The sequence below is a fragment of the Synechococcus sp. HK05 genome, assembly GCF_019104765.1.
In the GTDB taxonomy this organism is placed as follows: Bacteria; Cyanobacteriota; Cyanobacteriia; order PCC-6307; family Cyanobiaceae; genus Vulcanococcus.
Map to the genome: position 1 here is coordinate 82855 of NZ_JAHRXJ010000004.1, position 20154 is coordinate 103008.

General features: G+C 60.0%; 17 protein-coding genes. 5 read left to right on the top strand and 12 right to left on the bottom strand.

The features are described 5' to 3' along the window. Positions 1–24: 24 nt before the first annotated feature. Positions 25–687, top strand: coding sequence for a cofactor assembly of complex C subunit B (locus KUL97_RS03700; protein ID WP_217795635.1), 663 nt, complete (start codon positions 25–27; stop codon positions 685–687). Here the strand turns inward: KUL97_RS03700 and lptC are convergent. Further along, positions 620–1789, bottom strand: coding sequence for an LPS export ABC transporter periplasmic protein LptC (lptC, locus tag KUL97_RS03705; protein ID WP_368656082.1), 1170 nt, complete (start codon positions 1787–1789; stop codon positions 620–622). The genes KUL97_RS03700 and lptC overlap by 68 nt on opposite strands. A gap of 10 nt (positions 1790–1799) precedes the next feature. Then, a complete protein-coding gene (locus tag KUL97_RS03710; RefSeq protein ID WP_217795636.1) occupies positions 1800–3368 on the bottom strand; it encodes a methionine--tRNA ligase in 1569 nt (522 codons plus the stop codon). A gap of 78 nt (positions 3369–3446) precedes the next feature. Between KUL97_RS03710 and KUL97_RS03715 the strand changes: the two genes are divergently transcribed. After that, positions 3447–5252 (top strand): FAD-dependent oxidoreductase, encoded by a 1806-nt coding sequence (locus KUL97_RS03715; protein ID WP_217795637.1) that lies wholly within the window; start codon positions 3447–3449, stop codon positions 5250–5252. Positions 5253–5306: 54 nt separating this feature from the next. Here the strand turns inward: KUL97_RS03715 and KUL97_RS03720 are convergent, their stop codons facing one another. Both KUL97_RS03720 and KUL97_RS03725 read right to left on the bottom strand, forming a co-directional pair. Continuing rightward, complete coding sequence (locus tag KUL97_RS03720; protein WP_217795638.1) at positions 5307–5621, bottom strand: Nif11 family protein; 315 nt, start codon at positions 5619–5621, stop codon at positions 5307–5309. Between the two features lie 36 nt (positions 5622–5657). Beyond that, positions 5658–8090: a sulfatase-like hydrolase/transferase gene (locus KUL97_RS03725; RefSeq protein WP_217795639.1), complete on the bottom strand. Its 2433-nt coding sequence runs from the start codon at positions 8088–8090 to the stop codon at positions 5658–5660. A gap of 320 nt (positions 8091–8410) precedes the next feature. On the opposite strand from KUL97_RS03725, the gene KUL97_RS03730 reads away from it, so the two are divergent. Further along, positions 8411–9208, top strand: coding sequence for a hypothetical protein (locus KUL97_RS03730; protein WP_217795640.1), 798 nt, complete (start codon positions 8411–8413; stop codon positions 9206–9208). A 4-nt stretch (positions 9209–9212) separates the two neighbouring features. On the opposite strand, the gene KUL97_RS03735 is transcribed toward KUL97_RS03730, so the two are convergent. The 7 genes from KUL97_RS03735 to rpmG all read right to left on the bottom strand — a co-directional run bounded on the left by KUL97_RS03735 (position 9213) and on the right by rpmG (position 14918). Further along, entirely contained in the window at positions 9213–9815 is a 603-nt protein-coding gene (locus tag KUL97_RS03735; RefSeq protein ID WP_217795641.1) for a thioredoxin domain-containing protein, read from the bottom strand. A gap of 186 nt (positions 9816–10001) precedes the next feature. After that, on the bottom strand, positions 10002–10715 hold the full coding sequence (locus tag KUL97_RS03740) for a hypothetical protein (protein ID WP_217795642.1): 714 nt from the start codon (positions 10713–10715) through the stop codon (positions 10002–10004). An 89-nt stretch (positions 10716–10804) separates the two neighbouring features. Then, positions 10805–11431, bottom strand: coding sequence for a VTT domain-containing protein (locus KUL97_RS03745; RefSeq protein ID WP_217795643.1), 627 nt, complete (start codon positions 11429–11431; stop codon positions 10805–10807). Then, positions 11424–12005 carry a response regulator transcription factor gene (locus KUL97_RS03750; protein ID WP_217795644.1) on the bottom strand — a complete coding sequence of 194 codons (582 nt, stop codon included), beginning with the start codon at positions 12003–12005 and terminating at the stop codon, positions 11424–11426. The genes KUL97_RS03745 and KUL97_RS03750 overlap by 8 nt, the downstream gene beginning before the upstream one ends. 387 nt (positions 12006–12392) lie before the next feature. Further along, on the bottom strand, positions 12393–14393 hold the full coding sequence (locus KUL97_RS03755) for an RNB domain-containing ribonuclease (protein WP_368656083.1): 2001 nt from the start codon (positions 14391–14393) through the stop codon (positions 12393–12395). A gap of 43 nt (positions 14394–14436) precedes the next feature. Further along, complete coding sequence (gene rpsR / locus KUL97_RS03760) at positions 14437–14658, bottom strand: 30S ribosomal protein S18 (protein ID WP_010308434.1); 222 nt, start codon at positions 14656–14658, stop codon at positions 14437–14439. 65 nt (positions 14659–14723) lie between these two features. Continuing rightward, a complete protein-coding gene (rpmG, locus tag KUL97_RS03765) occupies positions 14724–14918 on the bottom strand; it encodes a 50S ribosomal protein L33 (RefSeq protein ID WP_217795645.1) in 195 nt (64 codons plus the stop codon). A 117-nt stretch (positions 14919–15035) separates the two neighbouring features. Between rpmG and pheT the strand changes: the two genes are divergently transcribed. Then, complete coding sequence (gene pheT / locus KUL97_RS03770) at positions 15036–17498, top strand: phenylalanine--tRNA ligase subunit beta (protein ID WP_217795646.1); 2463 nt, start codon at positions 15036–15038, stop codon at positions 17496–17498. An 11-nt stretch (positions 17499–17509) separates the two neighbouring features. Here pheT and rlmD read toward each other — a convergent pair whose 3' ends face one another. Beyond that, entirely contained in the window at positions 17510–18874 is a 1365-nt protein-coding gene (gene rlmD / locus KUL97_RS03775; protein WP_217795647.1) for a 23S rRNA (uracil(1939)-C(5))-methyltransferase RlmD, read from the bottom strand. A 111-nt stretch (positions 18875–18985) separates the two neighbouring features. Here rlmD and KUL97_RS03780 point away from each other — a divergent pair, with 111 nt between their 5' ends. Then, entirely contained in the window at positions 18986–19480 is a 495-nt protein-coding gene (locus KUL97_RS03780) for an allophycocyanin subunit alpha-B (RefSeq protein ID WP_217795648.1), read from the top strand. Positions 19481–20154 lie beyond the last annotated feature (674 nt).

Consider the following 20154-nt stretch of genomic DNA (forward strand, 5'->3'; position numbering starts at 1 on the left):
GCGTTGGTTGCCAGCGTTGCTGCGATGGGCCTCGCCGCTCGCCTCTGCCTCAGTGCCGGTGTGGCCGGCTTGGTTTTGTGCGTGGCCAATCAGGTCACGGCGCCTGCGCTCACACCTGCCCTGGAGCGAGCTGGCGTGCTGGCCAGTTTGTTGGCGGTGGGGTTGATGTTGGTGTCGATCCTGTGGACCCGTGCCGTTCCCGTGGCACCCGAGCGGGTGGATCTGCAGGGGGAGCAGGGGTTGCGGCTGACGGAGGCGTTGCCGGAAGTGTTGCGCCAGGAGCTGGCCTGGGGCAGCCAGATGCTGCTCACCGCCACGCCCGCGGCCAGTGTGTTGTTGCACTGGCAAGGCCAAACCCTGCTGCAACGAGGCGTGCTGGGGCCCGGTGGATTTGAACCTGGCGTGATCACCGAGCGGGCCTGGAGCACCGGCAAGGCCATCGGCCTGGTGAACCTGAAGCTCTACCCCGGCCGCGCTGAATTTCAGGCGCTGCCAGAAGGAATCCCCGCCCTGATCGTGCAGCCGATCGGTGAGGCCGGTGTGTTGCTGGTGGCGGGATGGTCGCCGCGCTGCTTCAGCCGCAGTGATGAGGCCTGGGTGGAGGGCTGGAGCCTCAAGCTCAGAACTGCACTGCAGGAGTGGAGCGCGGCTTCGGCTTCGCCCCCTTCTGCTGAGGCGGCAGGGTGAATTGGGAGTTCACCTTGGCGCCAGGTGAGCTGAACACGGCTGTGCCGTCTTTGCCGATCGAGCCGCGCAGTTCGCTGGAGCGGGTGATCTGCTTGTAGGTGTTGCGCTGCAGCACCACATCCCCCTGAGCCTGGAAGCGTCCGGTGGGCCAGTTCCACTGGCAGCGCTGAGCCGTGAGCTGTTCACCGGGCTGGCGCAGGTTGCACCCCGCCGGGATGAACACGGTGCTGGTGGCGAGGTTCACCTGGAACTGATCGCCTTCCCCCTGCAGTTTGTTGAAGGCGCCCTGGAAGGGCTGATCGCTGCTGAGCTGTTGAGCGTTGATCAACCAGCGCGTTTGCTGGGCATTGAGCCAGCCCTTGCGCTTGGGATCGCGCACTTGAACGGGCGCCATCAAATCCACGTAGCCCTCGCGCAGATTGCCCTTGAGGGAGGTGGCGGTGAGGTTGAGCTGGCCATCCTTGTCGCTGCGAAGGCCGCGCACCTGCTGCGGCGCTTGGAGATCCCCCTGCTCGGGGCGCCAATCCACCAAGGCGGTTTGCACCCGCAACGGCGCTGGTTTGTTGGCGCCGGCGGCCTTGGCGGCTTTGCCATCCCATTGCTCGAGCACCGGCTGGCCCCGCAGCTCGATCAGGTCGCGATCGAGGTAGTAGGTGGCGAGCTGGGCGCTGATGCGGGAGCGGCGATCGAGCGCCACCGGCTGGCGATCGATGAGCATCAATTCGCGGGAGGGAATCCAGCGAGCCTGCTGGCCCGTGATGCGCACCGGGTTGGGGCCCAGCAGGGTGATCAACACATCGCCCTCGAGCTGGATGGCCTGGCCATCGCCAATCACCGTGCCGCTGCGAGCACTCACGGTGATGTTGGGCTTGCCGCGCTTGTAGATCGTGCCGCGCGGTTGCCGGGTTTGGGCCACCTGGCGGGTGATGTCGTAGCGCGCTTCGGGGCTGCGCAGATCCCAGGCGGGCCGGCCTTTGGAATCCTGCTGTTCAAGATCGAGCGCCTTGAACACAAAGGGCTCCGCCGGCGGTGGCGCCTTCGGTTTGCTGCCGGCGCAGCCGCCGAGCAGCAACGCGATGCCTACCCCTGCGAGACGTTTCACAGGACTCAGCTCACAAAGGGGCGTCGAGCTCGAGCCGGGCCATCACGGGCGACGGCTCTGGCAAGGGGGCGCCACTCTGCAGGCCGCCCCACTCCAAGTGCTGCACCCAGCTGCTCTCAGCGGCTGCGCCAGCGCTGGAATCCGGCACGCTCTGGCCGAGCTGGAGAAGCATGCGCCCACTGAGATCCGGCAAAAGGGGCGCTAAGAGCATGGCGGTGATGCGCGCGGCTTCGAGCACGGCATAGAGATCATCCGCCACCTGATCACGGGTGCCCTCCTGCTTCATGCGGCTCCAGGGGGCCTGCTCATTGAGGAAGCCGTTGGCGGCAATCGCCAGCTGCAGGGCTGCTTCGGCGGCGCTGCGGAAGTCGAGCTGCTCCAGGCCCTCGAGCACGACGCTGCGAGCCCCCGCGGCCGCCTGGGCCAGGGGGTGATCGGCACCCGTGGCGCTTGTGGCTGGCGGCACGCATTCCTCAAACCAACGCCGCGCCATCGAGCTGGTGCGGTTGAGCATGTTGCCGATGGTGTTGGCCAGATCGTTGTTCACCAGATCGGTGAAGCGCTGCTGCTGAAAGTCGCCGTCGTCGCCGAAGGGGATATCGCGCAGCAGATACCAGCGCACGGCATCGCGGCCGCAGCGCTCGAGCAGCTCGGCCGGATCGAGCACATTGCCCAGGGATTTGCCCATCTTCTGGCCCTCGCGGGTGAGGAAGCCATGGCCGAACACCTTGGCGGGAAGGGGCAACCCGGCTGAGAGCAACATCGCCGGCCAATACACGGCGTGGAAGCGCAGGATGTCTTTGCCGATTACATGCACCGAGGCGGGCCAGCCGCGGCTGAGGGCGGTCTCGAGATCGGGGGCGTCGCCCTCTTCCAGCAGTGCGGTGATGTAGCCGAGCAGCGCGTCGAACCACACATAAAAAGTGTGGCCTTCATGGCCAGGCACCGGGATCCCCCAGGGCAGGTTCACGCGCGAAATCGAGAAGTCGCGAAGGCCCTGCTTCACGAAGTTCTCCACCTCCTTGCGCCGGCTGGCGGGCTGGATAAAGCCTGGCTGGGCGATCAGCGCCTCGATCTGCTCCTGATAACGCGAGAGCCGGAAAAAGAGATTGAGCTCATCGCGCCACTCCAGCGGCCGCTTGTGGGTGGGGCACTCGGGGGCTTGGGCGTCGTGGGGATCGTCTTTGAATTCCTCACAGGCCACGCAATACCAGCCCTGCTGGCGGCCTTCCACGATGTCGCCATTCGCTTCCACCCGGGCAAAGAACTGCTCCACGATCTGGCGATGCCGCGGATCGGTGGTGCGGATCAGGCGGTTGTTACTGATCTGCCAGCGCTCCCACAGCTCCTTGTATTGCGCGCTCACGCCATCGCAATGGGCCTGGGGGCTGAGGCCAGCGGCCTCGGCGGTGCGTTGGATCTTTTGGCCGTGCTCGTCGCAGCCGGTGATGAACAGCACCCGCTCCCCCTTCAGCCGCTGAAACCGCGCCAATGCATCACAGGCCAGCGTGGTGTAGGCGCTGCCCAGGTGCGGCTTGTCGTTGACGTAGTAGAGCGGGGTGGTGAGGGTGTAAGTCATCGGGCGGATCCTACGGAGCGGGGCCCGCGCGTTCACGGTTCTCCTGCGAGGCTCATAGCGCTTTGCAAACCACTCTCCATGACCCCATCGATCGACACGGTGGACGTGCTCGTGTGGGGGGGCGGCACCGGCGGTGCGGCAGCGGCGATTCAGGCAGCCCGAGGCGGTGCCACCACGCTTCTTCTCACGCCCGGAAGCTGGTTAGGGGGAATGGTGAGTGCCGCCGGGGTGTGCTGCCCCGATGGCAATGAGCTCACCCCCTGGCAAACAGGCCTCTGGGGCGCCTTTCTGCGGGAACTGGAGCGGCGCGAACCTGAAGGGCTCGATCACAACTGGGTGAGTTGCTTCGGGTACCGGCCCACCACCGCCGAGGCGATCCTGCAGGACTGGGTGCGCGCCGAGCCAAAACTGCTGTGGTGGCCCTGTTGCCAGCTCCTGGCGGTGGAGCGGGAGGGTTCTCTGATCACTGCGGTGCGCGTTGAGGTCGCGGGCGAGCAGCGGCGCGTGCGCTGTGAGGTGGTGATCGACGGCAGCGACAGAGGCGATCTTCTACCGCTGGCGGAGGCTCCGTTCCGCCTGGGCTGGGAGCCCCAGGAACAATGGGGTGAACCGAGTGCCCCCAGCCAGGAGCGGCTCAACACGGAGGCCTTCTTCCGCGAGCAGCCCGTGCAGTCGCCCACCTGGGTGGTGATGGGGCAGCTGCAGGGCGATCGGCTGCTAGCGGATCCGGCCAGCGGCATTGATGCGGAAGGTCACCCACGACTACCGGCGCCATTTGAAGAGGCCTGCCAGACCTTCGGACTCGAGCGAACCATCACCTACGGCCGCCTGCCCGGAGGTTTGGTGATGCTCAATTGGCCCTTGCAGGGTAACGATTGGCATTGGGGCCTGGAGCGGGCCTTCTGCGGTGATTCCAGGCAGGAAGCTGAGCTCTATACGGAGATGCAGGCACACAGCCTGCGCTTTGCAGAGGCTCTGAACGAAGCCACTGGTGGCTGGCTCACGCTGGGGCATGCCTTCCCACCAGAAGCGGGCAGTCCAACTCCCTGGCTTGCGGCGATGCCCTATTGGCGGGAGGGGCGCCGCATAGTGGGTCGCACCACGGTGATTGAACAGGATTTGCTGCCGATGGGCGAAGGCGCATCGATCGCCCACCTACCCATGAATGCAGAAGGTGAACTGGATTCGATCGCTGTGGGTAACTATGCCAACGATCACCACTACCCCGGACCCGACTGGCCGTTGGCATCAAAAAGTTGCCGATGGGGCGGTCGCTGGACAGGAACTCCCTTCGCCATTCCCTATGGAGCCTTGGTGAGTGGTGAGGTCCAGAACCTGCTCGCTGCTGATAAAGCCTTCAGCACGAGCCACATGGCCAATGGTGCCACCCGCCTGCAGCCGTTGATCCTGAATGTGGGTCAGGCTGCAGGGATCGCAGCAGCACTGGCGGTCGAACAGCAACGTCAGCCTTCAGACGTGCCTGTACGCGTCATTCAGGAACGACTGATTAACGATCAAAAAGCCCCCTCAGCAGTCGTGCCGCTCTGGCAAACACCCTGGCATGACCCGACATGGGCCGGTCTGCAACAACAGGCGCTCACAAATGTGAAGGCGGCGCAAATGGCTGAGTGCAGCCCGAGATCAGCTCCGCCAATAGCCAGGGGACCGGACACCGTCGGAATCATCTCTCCAGATGCAGACGGTGGCTATCAATTCACAGAGGCTTGTGGCGCCCTCTGGCAACTGATTACCTTGGAACCAGATGTGAATCAACAGCTTAAGTTGATCACCAGTCAGTTACCTGCTCGCGTACGAGGATTCAAGAACACAGCGGGAGGCTGGATCCGCGCGGAAAAGTTGTGGCCTCAGGCACAAGATCTGTGAGCAGGCGTGCACAATGAGCACCCAGAACCGATGGGTGCTGACTCAAAGAGTTGATTAGTAGTAGTAGCCGATAGGCTTCTGACCACTGACATTCATCTGGATACGCGACATCGCCCGTCGAGCAACAAATGCATTGTTCATCTCGTAAGACCAGAAATGATCCAGCTCATGACATTGAGCGCTCACGAGATCAGAGAGATCAATGTCAAAGCCAGCACGTTTTGCGACATCAATCACTCTGAAATGATCAACGTCCAATGGTGTATGAGCGTCACCCCAGCTTTCAAGTGAGCATTCGGCCAGCTGCGACGAGACGTCAGCATTAGCGCGAGCGTGTGCAATAAAATCACGAACGGATGAGATGCTCATGGCCTGAAAGCTGTGGTGGACAACTGGAAGCGGAGACTACATCAGATCAGGAAAGGTGCTACCTAAGCCATAGGCATCTGCTCCACTTTGGATCAATAGGTCATTCGCATTGTCCCGTTGCAGCGCGTTACCGCCCATACCGATCGTAGCGAGGTCCTCACCACCAATGAAATCGGTACCGGTCCACGAGATCCGGATTTGGGATTGAAAATCCGTGATGTACGACGGTAGTCCTTTCTCGTAGCGATAGACAGGCCCGTTGGTGCCCTTAATACCTTCGTCAAAAGTAACCCAGTTTCCGGAATTGTTGAGGTACTGGAGACGATAGGTCTGGTTGGCACGGGTTGTAAATGCAATTTCAAGATCGTTTGTGTTGCCACCATCGATCGAAGGGATCAAATGGCTGATTGGAATACCTTCATTGTCATTCACAATCTCAGGAGCGGCGATGCTGAATCTCGATTTGGCAGGTTGTAAGCGTTTATCAATAGCCTTATCGAGCATCTTGCTCATTTTCTGATAAGCTTTCTGCTGCTTTGGAGTCGCAATTGGCTGATTGCGTTGCTCTTCAGCCCACGGAGACAGATTGACGAGCTCGAGCGGAGCGGGGTCAAATTTTGAGTTGTAACCCTTTACTTTTGTTAGCTGGAGTGAATCAATGACTTTGAGAGGATCTCCAGACGTCAGAAAGTCGGAGCTGAGAAGAACCCGTTCACCCGTGATGGGATCAACCCCACTGTAGACATCCGTTGTCTGCTGCTTGCTGGGCTTGTAGTAATCGCCCCCGTTCTTGCGACGATCGTAGAATTCTTCCTGATAGAGCTTAGAGTTATCAGGATCAGTTGCGTTATAATAACGAGTAAGTTTAAAGTCTTTATTCTGTATCATCACAATGCGATTGGGCTGCGGATAAAAGCCCGCTTGCCCATTGGCGAGGAATTCTTCTGTGGTGAGTCGCTTATAGGGGAAGGCAGTGTTCGCATCAACGAAAGAGGGAACCCATGGATTGGCTGGATCACCCAATGTATAGATATCGTCAAAGGTAAAGAGCGTATATTTCTGAGCGTCGGCCTTTTTACCATTGAGAACGTCCGAGTAATCAACACCCATCAGGCCTTGATCCTTGGCCTTTGAGTCAAGCCCAAGATAGCCCGCCAGGGTCGGCAGAAAGTCGACGTGGGAGACCAAGGCGTCTGACTTTTTCCCTTTTGGAATGTCTGGACCATACCAAAGGAGGGGTACATCAACAGCTTCCTGATATGCAACATTGGCCTTTTGCCTAGTACCTCCATGGGCGAGGCCCATTTCGCCATGATCAGAGGTCTTGACGATTACTGTGTTGTCAAGGAAACCGTTAGCTTCTAGCGCTTGAATGACCTGATACTGCTGCTCGTCAGCGCGCTGAATCAGATTCAGATAGAAGTTGATGTAAGCGAGCTGTTTATTGGGAGAGTCAGTGGGAGGAAAGTAGCTATTAATGCCCTGCAGATTCTCAATCTGTAAATGTGGCTTGAGGTTGTAATCCTTAGGAACCTTGCCATCTGGGGTATAGGGGAGAAGGTTTTCGTCCATTCCTGGCAGGAACCCACTTGGACCAAGCAGATCCTTCAGATCATATCCAAATGTCTCACTCCACAGTAAAGCTTCATCCGGAATAGGGAATGCATCCAGATCGATATTTGTACCATCAGTGGTGGGAATATTTAGGGTTGAAAGATCTGCATTCTCATCAATGCCCAATATATCCCGCATCTCCTGCGTTGAGTAGAGACTGGGATAGATCAACAGGTCGTGAGGATTAACCAGTGAAACAACGAGAGCAAATGGCTTATCTGAACCAGAGGCTGAGCGACCATTGATGTAGCGAACAGCTTGGTCGGTAAACCCTTGATCGTAGCCTTCGGGATAATCCTCAGGATTAGGTTGCCCAGGATGTGCCACTGGGCCGCCGTAGCGGTAGGGAACTGATCCGGCATCAGGTCCCTCCCACTCCGTAAACCCATATTGGGTCATATCCACATAAACTTCTTGATCATCACTTGGGTCTTCAGTACCCATCGTACGTAGCAGGCCCTTGCTAGCGTGCCACTTGCCCTTGTAGACGACATCATAATCATCGGAGAGTAAATCCCCGATGGTAAACAGGTCTGGACTTAATTGAGTCTCGTCTCGAATAAATGGGTTATTGGTGATCGTTAATAGTTTATCGACACCGTGTTGAGCTGGATACAATCCCGTAAAGAAGGATGCCCGTGACGACGAACACATGTTCGTGTTCGCAAAAGCATTTGTAAAACTGAGGCCATTTTGCTCAAGAAACTTACGCGTTGGTAAATTGTCTTGCGCCCACTCCTTCGGCATCCACAAATCAGTAGGGCGTTCTTGGTCAGTGATAAAGATCACAACATTCGGACGCTGCGTGCTCGACTCTGTTGTGGTTGCTTGCTGCTTAGCCTTTACGCGTGACATGGGAGGAAGCCTCTGAATGAATGGCTGTGTCAATGAGAATTTCAAACGACAGGGCTTCGTGATCTGACGCCCTAATCGGTACTGCCGAACGAATTTCTAAAGCAAAGACATCAATAGATGGGTGATACAGAGACAAGATTGAAACAGGTTCAATTGAACCCTAAACACGATTGAAACTATGCGGTACATACATTTGTAGGGGGTGGCTTCTCTGACATAGGAGTCGCTAATGATGAGCTTAACGTGCGCCGTTATGGGGCTGCTGCCTGTCAGTCTTCATCTACAATTGAACGACGTTCACATTGCTCGTCTTGAGGGTGATGAGCAGAGACGAATCACCAATCGCAGTCAACCGCTTCACCACGATGCGATCAGCACGCAGGCTAAACCTGATAACAACGATATTGTTGATTCAGTCCCTTATTCCTCTGGGAGCGACCGCTGAGCCGGAACTGCGTCTAGAGCCATCACCATTCTATGCAGATGGACAGGTGATACCCAAGAGAACTGCAATTGTGGGCCGCGTTCTCCTTGATATCGTATTGGATCCAGAACGAAAGTATGGGATGCCGGTTACTTTGCTCTCCGCAATACCGATTTATGATTCTAATGGCGACGTTGCGATGCCAGCTGGATCTATTATTACTGCAATGATCGAGAAAAGAGATGGGGGGGACTACATCACAGTCGACAAAATTGTGTACCACGGCCTCAATATTGATCTGGATACAGAAGGACGACTCATGCCTGCCCAAATCAGACCTGAGGACTATGGACAGTACATTGAACAACCCAAATCACGTATCAGTACAGCCTTCGAAGCGGGGCAGGATTCCTTGTTGATACCAACACTGCTAGGGCTCGCTGTTGCTAATAGCTATTCCTACGACAAAGATGGTTATAGGACAGATCAACAAAGCATTACTCCCCTTATATTAGGAATTGTAGGTGTTGACTTCGGGCTCAAACTTCTTGGTGCCCTAATGGACAAACCTGCAAAGATGCTTCCACCTCTTGTAGAGATACCTCAGGATTCTCTGATAGTTTTTACGGTTGCAAGGGACATTGCTCTGCCCCAGAGCGACGCTCCAGAAACTGTCCTTGAGATTGACCAGTGATCAACTACAAACGACTCCTCAGGGATTCGGCATTCACGGCTCCAGAGAAGACCTCGCCATTCATGACGAAAAATGGGGTTCCAGAGATCCCAAGGGCATTGCCGAGTTCCATGTCGGACTTAATTGATGCTAATGCTGCCTCACTCTTACGATCACGATTAAATCGTTCCAAATCAAGCTTTAGCTCCTTGGCGGCCGTTATCAAGAGTGCATCGTTGATCTCGGATTGGTTCGCATAGAGGATATCGTGATACGGCCAAAAGGCGCTTTGCTGTTGCGCCGCCCAAGCTGCAGCAGCGGCATTCATCGCTTCGGGATGGATAGAAACGATGGGATAATTCTTGTATACTAGCGCCACATCCGGAGTGCTTGCAATAAACTTACTCAACACGCCGCTTACCTGGGCGCAGAATGGACATTGGAAATCTGCAAACACATATAAATAAGTCTTTGCAGAACGGCTGCCAAAGATAGGAGAGGCAGAAACATAACGAGAAGAATCAGTCTTCATCGCATTAGCCAGCTTCTGAACTTTCAGCTCACTTTCTTGTTTCTTCCGTTCTTGATAGAGCTCGACTGAGCGAATCAGTGCATCAGGATGACGCATGATTACGTCAATTACTTGCTGATCAAAGCCTTGTGTTGGTTTTAATGGCTTCGTCTGAGCATATGAAGCAAATGGGTACACCGCGAGCGACGCACCCCAAAGAAAGCACGATGAGACCCGAAGCAAAAGGTTCATGTTGCAGACTCGAGTCATCATCGTTGCTGTTTGGATGTTAAAGAGACAAGTTCAGGGACGTTCGCAGATCTTGGATCCGCTTGTTGTCTTGAAAACCTTATCGTAGTAGGCATTCATGCCGAGAGTGGTTGCAGGAGGCCCCCCAGCGCCGATGTAGAGGCTTGCACCGTCTTTCGTGACTGCTTTTTCACTTCCTTTGCCGCAGATCTTGTCGTAGGCGGAACGACTTGTCGGGCACTGGGCAGGTCCAGTCACATGATAGCCCTTTGCAACAGTGATGGGGCATGAGCAGATGATTTCATTGCTTGCAAGACGACCAAGTCCTGGGAACTCATTACCCGTGGTGTTGGTGAAACAAATACCACCGTTGCACTGTGCATAAGCTCCACTGCTCGTACAGGAGTAAAGAGCATTCTCATCAGGGCTCGGAGGGCTGTAGGTGCTGACCAGAAAACTTCCGTTGCCTGGAGCGTTGCCGATTTTATTGACTGTCTCGGCATTCCCACCCTTGTAAGGATGCTTCAAAGCGAGACTATTTCCATCCTTTAAGGCACATCGAGCATAAGTAATACCATCAAAATTGAATGTTACTGCACCAGCGCACAGCGCATACTTCTGATTTCTTAGTGGTATGAGCGGGAAATTCTTCAGGACCTCGTTGGCTTTCCTGTTGGGCGAAGTAGCCTGAGCATGGGAAGCGGGCTGCACCGTGGCAGCTAATGCAAGGCCGGCGATAGAGGCCAGAAGGACCTTCGGCAGACGCATGGTGGAACTTGATGGATGTTGATTGGCGACCGGTGCCGCAAACTCCCAACAGCGCAATGTCTCAATGGAGAACGCGAGCGAGAGCTGGCTTACTGGGTCAATCTATTGTTGGATTTACAGCGCCTTTGCGGTACCTCCTTTCGTAGGGGTTCGGCCCAGTGATGATTCGTTCTAATCAGCCGCCTGAGTCGCTTGCCGCTCAGCCATGCCAGCATCAGCAATGCTGATGCTGCAACAGCTGTCATCACTGTGGTTAGTGCCGAGAGGTGCCCCTCCACAGCGTCAGCGCCCAGGGCACCAACATGGACCATCAGGCTAAATCGAAGCACCAGGGTGGTCGATGCCAGAGCGTAGGGCTGCCAGTCTGTTGAGGAGAGGGCGCAACAGGCACTCACCACTGTCATCGGCAGTGGTGCAAGACGCAGCAGCACCAGGACTGGAAAGGTGATGGATTGTTGAGACAATCCAAGCAGCCATCGGGCCCGATTGCGTTGTTCCAACCGACTCATCAGCCACTCACGACACCATGTTCGACAGAGGTGCCAATTGATCGCCAGGCCGATGGCTTGGGCCAGAATCACGATGGCTGTGCCGCGTAGGCCACCAAAAAGAGCTCCAGCTGCGACCACTGCAGCACCCATCGGCAGACCCATGCTCACTCCACCAGCTAGTAGGAGTGCATAGGTGAAGGCGCTTGTCTGGGAAAGTTCAGGCAACGTCTAGCTTTCCACTGTTGTAATCAAGTAAACCGGCTTCTAACGCTCGCCGTACGACCTGGGTTCGAGTATTTGCGTCTAGTTTTGTCATCAGTGACTTCACGTAGTCGCGTACTGTTGTGTCAGCGACGCCGAGGCGCGCACCGATCTGGCGATTGGTTAGGCCATCGGCAAGCTCCCTCAATGTATCGAGCTCACGATTTGTCAAGCGAATTACATTGGCAGCCTTCTGCTGATTTAGTGCAGCAATGACCGCGGGATCGATAAATTTCGTGCCTCTCTGCAAGGCGTGAAGACTATCGATCAAGGCACCAGTTCCAAAGCTATGGGTATGGATGACTGCGTCTACATTCTCTAGAGGGTAGTACTTGTCCCGAATCCAGTTCAGATCGTCTACTAGCAGCACGATCAATGGTTGCGGCTCCAGCTGTCTCAATCGCTCAACCAAATCCTTCCCATGATCTACAGCAATGGAATCGACCATCATCAGGAGGCAGCGACGTGTCTGTGATTTCAGGAGGTCATAAACTTCGTCTGCATCGATGCATGTGCCGAGCACGCGCTGATCACCCATGGCCAAGGTGCTCCTTGCCATCATGTGCGCTTCAAGCCAGGAACCGGATGCACCAACCAATGGCCAATGCTCTAGAAGTCCATTCACCGTCGCCGTTCGTTGCCTGAACTCAGCATCGCTTGGATGAAAACGCGGTCCTTTAGCGCACACGCACCGGCTGGGAACTACGAGCTAATCACACTAGCCGCTTGCTTAGTTGGGAACCTTGTGCGTGTGCATGATCGATATGATCCAGCATCTGAGGCTTATGCATGCATCTTGATACCGTGATGATGCCAAGTCGTCATTAATAGCGGTCTCAGAGCTTTTTGCTCGATCATTGAGCCCGAATTGTAAGCGCTTTAACAGCTTTCTTTGTGTGGGTGAGTGGTGTCGTGTTTGGTGGGATCAGCTGGCTGACGCCACCAGCCTCAGCTGATCCCGCAGCGAATCCACCTGATGCACCCGCAGCAGCAGCGCTTCGCCGGGCTGGGCGTTCTGAGGGCATTCGGCCGCCAGGTCCAGGGCCAGATCATCAATGCGCACCAGGCCGAGCCGGTCCTGGGGCCGCAGCCAGCGCAGGAAATCAGCGCGCCATTGGCTGCTCTTGTGGGTTTCGAACCACACTTGCTGCCAGTGGCGCTGGTCTTCGCGGGAGATGCCGATGCCCTCGCGCACTGCTCCATCGAAACCGCTGAGCAGCTCCTGCAGCGCGTCCTCACTGAGGGGGCTGCCACCGCTCAGCTGAGCCTGGATCTGGCGTTGCACCACCAGATCGCCGTAGCGGCGGATCGGGGAGGTGGCCTGGGCGTAGGCCGGCAGGCCCAGGCTGAAATGCGGAGCAGCCTGAGTGCCCATCAGGCCCCGGCTCAGGCAGCGCTTGATCGCGGCAAAGCGCACCGCTCCATCCGGCAGGGCATCGAGCTCCGCCTGCGGGGGCAGTTCAGCCGGCAGCTGGCTGCGGTAGGGCAGCGCCACCCCATGTTCCACGCCGAAGCGGGCTGCAAGCGCACCCGCCAGGATCATGGCCTCGGCCACCATCGCCCGAGACGGGCTCGGTTCGCTGATCTCCAGCACCGGTTCACCATCACGGCTGCGGATGCGACCTTCGGGCAGATCCATCAGCAAGGCGCCCTGGCGCACCCGCCACTGGCGGCGCCGATCGAGCAGCTGATCAAGATCGGCCAGATCGGGCTCCTCCGGCGGGGCCAGATCAATCAGATCATCGGCATCGCTGTAACTCAGCCGGAAGGTGGGTTTCACCCAGCTGCGCACGATGCCGTAATCGGCGATGTCGCCTTCGACATCGAGATCCACCCAGGTGCTCCAGGCGGCACTGCGCACACCGGCCCGCAGGCTGAAGGGGCCGGTGGTGAGCTCCAGCGGGAACATGGGCAGATTGCCGCTGGCCAAATAGAGGCTGCTGCCGCGCCGGCGGGCTTCCAGATCCAGGGGCGACTCCGGCTCCACCAGACGGCCTGGATCCGCTACGTGGATCCACAGCCGCAAGCCGCCATCTGGGCGGCGCTCCAGCGCCAGGCCGTCGTCGATGTCGCGGGTGTCGTCGTCGTCAATCGTGACGCAGCGTTGGCCGGTGAGATCGAGCCGCTCCGCATCGCCGGGGAGCTCCTGCTCGTTCAGCGCCAACAGGCGCTCGGCTTCAGCCTCCAGCTCAGCGCTGAAGCCCAGGCTCCAGGTGGTGCCCCCCATCGACACGAGATGGTGCCGGTCCCACTGGCCCAGGTCCACCAGCAGATGGCGCAGATCGCCGCGGTCGTGGCCCAGGTGCAGTGCACTGAGGCTCTGGCGCAGCAGGGGGTCGAGCTGCTCGAGCTCCACATGGCTGGCCGCCAGCTGCTTCAGGGCCTCCAGCCGGCGTTGCTGCTCAGCTGGCAGCGCTTCAGCCTGGACAGGCTGGCGGGCGCGCAGCAGCTGAATCCATTCCTGCTCGCGCTGCTCGGCCAGCTGTTTGACACGCCGCTCGCGTCGCAGCGGTTTCAGTTCAGCGGCGCTGCGCGCTTGGATCTCCCCCTGCTTGAAGCGAAACCACTGCTGCGGGCCCACCAGCTCCAGCCAGCACACCGCCAGCTGCGCTGGATCGGTGCCACCGCACACGAGATCAGCAAAGTCGGCGAGCGCAACCGTCTCATCCGATTCCAGGAGCAGGAGCCAGGCTGCGCCCCAGGCGCGACGGCTGAGAGCAGCTCGCGCGAGTGATTCGGCCGTGAGATTCCAAGGCGAAGCCCCCAACCGCTGCGGTGCGTCGGCACCGGTGGACAGGGGGCAAATGAGCTCCAGCTGACGCTGGGGCAACACGGATTGTTTGGCATCGAAGCCAATCCTCAGGCGAGCTTTGCTGCCTTGGATCGCTTCGACAACCGCGAGCTGGGCTCCGCGAGACTCCTGCACACCGACCAAATCGCCGGGATGGAACGCCGCGGATGCCAGGTGATCAGCCCTCGGGATTCACGAAGGGCAGCAGGGCCACGATGCGGGCGCGCTTCACAGCATTGGTGAGGTCGCGTTGCTGCTTGGCGGTGAGGCCCGTCAGACGGCGGGGCAGGATTTTGCCGCGCTCGGTGATGAACTTCTTGAGCAGATCGACATCCTTGTAGTCGATCGGATCGCCGGGCTTAATCGGCGAAAGGCGTTTCTTGAAGAAGGAACTAGCCATGGCTGAACGGAGAAGAGAAAAGGCAGAAGGCGCTGACTACACAGCAGACGTGGAAGCCGACGAGATCACTTGATCTCTTTGTGGACCGTCGACTGGTTGCAGTGCGGGCAGAACTTCTTCAGTTCGATCCGTTCAGTGGTGTTGCGGCGGTTCTTCTGGGTGGTGTAACGGGACACACCAGGAGACCGCTTGGCGGGGTTGGACCGGCATTCGGTGCACTCGAGAGTGATCACGATCCGGACGCCCTTGTTCTTAGCCATAAAGGACGTTGCCTCGCTTGGGCGATGCGTGTTGAACAGCGATCAACCATACCGTGTCGCCTGACCTCTCCCTGTAGGCCAGGTCTTTAGAGTCGGCCGATTGCGAACGGTTCTGACATGCGGGTCTCGCTCCAATGGCTGCGGGAGCTGGTGGCCTGTGATCTGCCCACCGATGAGCTGGCGGAGCGCCTCTCGGTGGCCGGCTTCGAAGTGGAGGAGATTGAGGATCTCGCTGCCCGTGCCGCCGGTGTGGTGGTGGGCCATGTGCAGAGCCGCGAGCAGCATCCCAACGCCGACAAGTTGAGCGTTTGCACGGTGGCGATCGGCGCCGCCGAACCGCTGCAGATCGTGTGCGGTGCCAAAAACGTACGCGCCGGCATTCATGTGGCGGTGGCCACGGTGGGTTCGTATCTACCGTCGGTGGATCTCACGATCAAACCAGCCGAACTGCGCGGCGTGGCCAGCAGCGGCATGATCTGCTCCCTCTCCGAGCTCGGCCAGGCCGACAGCTCCGATGGGATCGTGATCCTCGATGAGGCCCTGGAGAGCGTGCCGGCCCTGGGCACCCCCGTGGGCCCCCTGTTCGGGCTGGACGACCAGGTGCTCGAACTGGCGATCACCGCCAACCGGCCCGATGGCCTCTCGATGCAGGGCATCGCCCGGGAAGTGGCGGCCCTCAGCGGCGCTTCGCTCACCCTGCCCGCCGCCGCCCCTGCCGTGGCGGCCCAACCGCTGCCGGTGGATGCAGGCGTGAAGGAGCGGATCGAAGCCGGTGGTCTGTTCAGCCTCACGGCCCTCAATGGCATCACGGTGGCGCCCTCGCCCCAGTGGCTGCAGAACCGCCTCGAGCGCGCCGGCCTGCGTCCCATCAACAACGTGGTCGACATCACCAATCTGGTGATGCTCGAGTTCGGCCAACCCCTGCATGCGTTTGATGCCGCCAAGCTGGCGGCCCTCAGCGGTGGCCAGGCCGATCCGGCCCGCCTGGATCTGCGCAGGGGCCGCTCCGGCGAGGCGTTTAAGGCCCTCGATGGCAGTGAGCACAGCCTTAGCGAGGAAGCCTGGGTGGTGAGCTACGCCGATCAGGCCGTTGCCCTGGCCGGTGTGATCGGTGGCGACAACAGCTGTGTGGACGACACCACCACCAGCATCTGGCTGGAGGCGGCGATGTTTGCCCCGCAAACCGTGCGCCGCAGTGCCCGCAGCGTGGGCCTGCGCACCGATGCCAGCAGCCGTTTTGAGAAGGGTTTGCCGCGGGAGGTGACCCTAACCGCCGCCGATCGGGCCGTGAAGCTGCTCCAGGAGCTCTGCGGCGCCCAGCTGGATGGTCGCTGGTGCCACGAACGCCAGGAAGCGCCCCGCCCGGCCCTAAATCTGCGCAGCGATGCGCTGCACAACCTGCTCGGGCCCGTGGTGGATGCGGAGGGCAACGAGAGCGACCTGCCTGATGCCGAGATCGAGCAGATCCTCACCGCCCTCGGCTGCAGCCTCAGCCCGGACGACGAGGGCTGGCAGGTGCAGGTGCCCCCCTCCCGCGCCATGGACCTCCAGCGCGAGGTGGACCTGATCGAGGAAGTGGCCCGCCTGGTGGGCTACGACCGCTTTGCCAGCCACCTGCCCGACCCGATCGAGCCCGGCGGCCTCAGCGACGAGCAGCAGGCCGAGCGCCGTCTGCGCCGGATGCTCGCAGCCGCGGGTCTTCAGGAAACCTGCAGCCTCTCCCTCGGCCCTGCCGCTTCCGAACGACCCGGCGCGGATCCGGCCAAGCGTGTGGCTTTAGCCAACCCCCTGCTGGCCGATTACAGCCACCTGCGCGACAGCCTGGTGGATGAACTGCTGGCAGCTGCCCAACGCAACCTGCAGGCCGGCCGCAGCGGCTTCTGGGCCTTCGAGCTGGGCAATGTGTTTGATGCATCCGCCAACGACGGCGGGCAACGCCTGCAGCTGGCCGGCGTGATCTGCGGCGCCCGCCAGGCGGAGCTGTGGAGCAGCAGCGGTAAGCCACAAGCCCTCGATTATTTCCAGGCCCGCGGTGTGCTGCAGCAGGCCCTCGAGAGCCTGAAGCTGCCCGTGGAGGACCGGCGCCTCAGTGATGAGCCGCTGCTGCATCCCGGCCGCGCCGCTCAGGTGGTGGTGGAAGGCCGCCCCACCGGCTGGTTCGGCCAGGTGCACCCGGAACTGGCGGAGCGCTATGACCTGCCCGCCGCCACCTATCTGTTCCAGCTGGAGGTGCCCCAGCTGCTCAGCGCCGCCACCCGCCGCAACCGCTGGCAGCCGGCCTTCGCCCCCTTCGCCACCGTGCCCGCCTCCGAGCGCGACCTGGCCCTGGTGGTGCCCAGCAGCACCGCCAGCGGCCAGTTGCTGCAGGCGATCCGCAAGGCCGGCAAGCCACTGCTCGAGCAGGCCGAACTGGTGGACCGCTACGAAGGCGAACAGGTGGCCGCCGGCAGCTGCAGCCAGGCCTTCCGCCTGCGCTACCGGGATGCCAAGCGCACCCTCACCGATGCGGATGTGGATGCCGCCCACGCCAAGATCCGCGCCGCCCTGGAGAAGCAGTTCGGCGCCCAGCTGCGGGCCTGAGCGGGCTGCTTTTACTCGCGCTCGAGTAGGGCCACGCACTCCACGTGGCTCGTCTGGGGGAAGAAATCCACCGGATGCACAGGCCGCAGCCGGTAACCGGCTTCGCTGGTGAGGCGGCCCAGGTCACGCGCGAGGGTGGCGGGGTTGCAGCTGATGTAGGCCAGGCGCCGCGGCGGTGCCTGGAGAATCGCCTCCATCACCTCGGGCGTGAGGCCCTTACGCGGTGGGTCCACGAGCAGGGATTCAGCCCAGGTGAGGTGTTCGGCCAGCGAGGCCGCTACATCCGCCTGCTCAAAGCGGGCGCGGGGCAGCTGGTTGCGCTCGGCATTGGCGCGCGCCTGCTCCACCGAGCCCGGATGCAGCTCCAGCCCGAGCACATCCAGCCCGGCCGCCGCCAACGGCAGTGAAAAGGTGCCGATGCCGCTGTAGGCCTCCAGCACCTGGCTCTGCGGAGGTTCACTGAAGAAGGCCGTGAGCAATGGCACCACCCGCTCGGCCTGGGCGGTGTTCACCTGAAAGAAGGTGTCGGCGGCAATGCGCAGTTCCTGGCCGGCAAAGCGCTCCAGCAGCCAGGAGCGTCCCGCCACCTGGTGGGTATCAGGGCCGAGCACCACATTGCTGGCTTTGGGCTGGATGTTGAGATTCACCCCCACCACCTCCGGCCAGCGCTGCATCCATTCGTTGGCGAGCGCTTCCAGCCCAGGCAGGTTGTTGTGGCTGCTCACCAGCGTGATCAACACCTCACCGCTGTGATGCCCCACCCGCAGGGCCAAGTGGCGCAGGCCGCCACCGCTGCTCAGGTTCACATCCACCGGCCAGCGCGTGGTTTCCAGATCGGCTTTGAGCGCCGCGATCAGCCCATCGATGCGTGGATCGAGCACCGGGCAGCGGTTCATGTTCACGATCTTGTGGCTGCCGCGCCGGTAATACCCAGCCCGCAACTGGCCCTCCGGCGTGCGCTCCAACGGGATCAAGGCGCGGTTGCGATAGCCCAGGGGGCTGGCGGCACTGAAGATCGGCAACACCTCCACCTGGAGCTGACCGAGCCGCTGCAGCGCCTGGCGCACCAGATCGGTTTTGAGCTCCGCCTGGGCAGTGTCGTCGCAGTGCTGCAGCGAGCAGCCGCCGCAGCGGTCCGTGAGGATGCAGGCGGGCTTGCGCCGCTCCGCTGCCGGCTCCTCCACGCCCACCAGCTCGGCTTCCAGGTGGCGCTTGGCCTGCCGCCGCAGCCGCGCCACCACGCGCTCACCAGGCAGGGCACCGGGCACGAACACCACCAACTCGTTCCAGCGGCCCACCCCCTGCCCCTCATGGCCGAGCCCATCGATGCTCAGCTCAAACGTCTGGCCCAGCTTCAAGGCGGTTGCCGTGGGCATGGTTATTCCCTTTCCTGATCACTCGACCCTATCGGTGCGTAAACACCTGGCCCTCAAAGCCGAGATCAGGTCTTCAGTCTCGATAAGATCGCGAGGCACCAGGTGGTTTCGATGAGCGTCGTACGCGATCTGATCCTGCAGGCCGACGATCAACTGCGCTATCCCACCGGCGGTGAGCTCCGTTCGATGGTGGAGTTCCTCTCCACTGGCGCCAGCCGCATGTCTGTGGTGAAGGCGCTCACCGAGAACGAGAAAAAAATCGTCGACGAAGCCGCCAAGCAGCTGTTCAGCCGCAAGCCCGAGTATGTGGCCCCCGGCGGAAATGCCTACGGACAAAAGCAACGCGCCCAGTGCCTGCGTGATTTCGGCTGGTACCTGCGCCTGGTCACCTACGGCGTCCTGGCCGGCAGCACCGAGATGATCCAGAAGATCGGTCTCGAAGGCGCCCGCGAGATGTACAACAGCCTCGGCGTCCCCATGCCCGGCATGGTGGAGTCGATGCGCTGCCTCAAGGAAGCGTCTCTGGTTCTGCTCAACAACGACGATGCAGCCCTCGCTGCTCCTTACTTCGACTTCCTGATCCAGGGGATGCAGACACCCTGCTGATCGCAGGGTTTGGTCGGCCAGCCCAATTTGGTGTTTGCGCTCAGCCGGCAGCCACGACTGCCGGCTTTTTTGTAACTGAACGCCCATCAAGCGGCGCTGCCTGTTCCCTTGACCGAAATCGACGAGTCTCAGCGAGATAGTACCGGGCGCACACTGGGTCCAAGCCTGTGTCTTATACCGGACATCCGTTGATCTTCAGATTTGCACAGTTGCGCAGATCAATGCACCGGCTCGGCTGCACACAAAACACGGCGGAAGGAAGAGGCCTGGATTCATGACCCACTCAATCCGCAGGAGCCAGGGCGACACAGACTTATCCACCAGTCCTTAGTTCACTGCACTACTAGACTCGTGCTGGGTCTAGTCCAGTTCCCCTGAGATAGGCCAAGGGTTTCTTCTGCTCGATGCCAGTCTTTCCTGGTGTGGAGTGGGTGAGAGGCGCCCCGAAACCCAACCAGCGCCAGAGGGCGTATCTGGTATTGACATCCACGCTGACCCTCGCGTTGCGACTGCCCGAAAACGCGATGCAGGGAGTTTTCCAATGGCGTACCTGTGTATACAGCAGGTGCGCAGACGCAGGAGTCAAGTCCGGCGAATGGTTTTGGCTTGGTCCAGGACCACTGGACACGGGTGTACGGGCGATGGACAGCGAACGCTTTGAATCCGGCGATGGC

Coding starts and splice junctions, on each gene's coding strand:
- rlmD (WP_217795647.1), bottom strand. CDS start 18,874: ATGCCCACGGCAACCGCCTTGAAGCTGGGCCAGACGTTTGAGCTGAGC.
- rpsR (WP_010308434.1), bottom strand. CDS start 14,658: ATGGCTAGTTCCTTCTTCAAGAAACGCCTTTCGCCGATTAAGCCCGGC.
- KUL97_RS03780 (WP_217795648.1), top strand. CDS start 18,986: ATGAGCGTCGTACGCGATCTGATCCTGCAGGCCGACGATCAACTGCGC.
- pheT (WP_217795646.1), top strand. CDS start 15,036: ATGCGGGTCTCGCTCCAATGGCTGCGGGAGCTGGTGGCCTGTGATCTG.
- KUL97_RS03710 (WP_217795636.1), bottom strand. CDS start 3,368: ATGACTTACACCCTCACCACCCCGCTCTACTACGTCAACGACAAGCCG.
- KUL97_RS03725 (WP_217795639.1), bottom strand. CDS start 8,090: ATGTCACGCGTAAAGGCTAAGCAGCAAGCAACCACAACAGAGTCGAGC.
- KUL97_RS03715 (WP_217795637.1), top strand. CDS start 3,447: ATGACCCCATCGATCGACACGGTGGACGTGCTCGTGTGGGGGGGCGGC.
- KUL97_RS03720 (WP_217795638.1), bottom strand. CDS start 5,621: ATGAGCATCTCATCCGTTCGTGATTTTATTGCACACGCTCGCGCTAAT.
- rpmG (WP_217795645.1), bottom strand. CDS start 14,918: ATGGCTAAGAACAAGGGCGTCCGGATCGTGATCACTCTCGAGTGCACC.
- KUL97_RS03735 (WP_217795641.1), bottom strand. CDS start 9,815: ATGCGTCATCCTGATGCACTGATTCGCTCAGTCGAGCTCTATCAAGAA.
- KUL97_RS03700 (WP_217795635.1), top strand. CDS start 25: ATGGGCCTCGCCGCTCGCCTCTGCCTCAGTGCCGGTGTGGCCGGCTTG.
- KUL97_RS03730 (WP_217795640.1), top strand. CDS start 8,411: ATGAGCAGAGACGAATCACCAATCGCAGTCAACCGCTTCACCACGATG.
- KUL97_RS03740 (WP_217795642.1), bottom strand. CDS start 10,715: ATGCGTCTGCCGAAGGTCCTTCTGGCCTCTATCGCCGGCCTTGCATTA.
- KUL97_RS03750 (WP_217795644.1), bottom strand. CDS start 12,005: ATGGGTGATCAGCGCGTGCTCGGCACATGCATCGATGCAGACGAAGTT.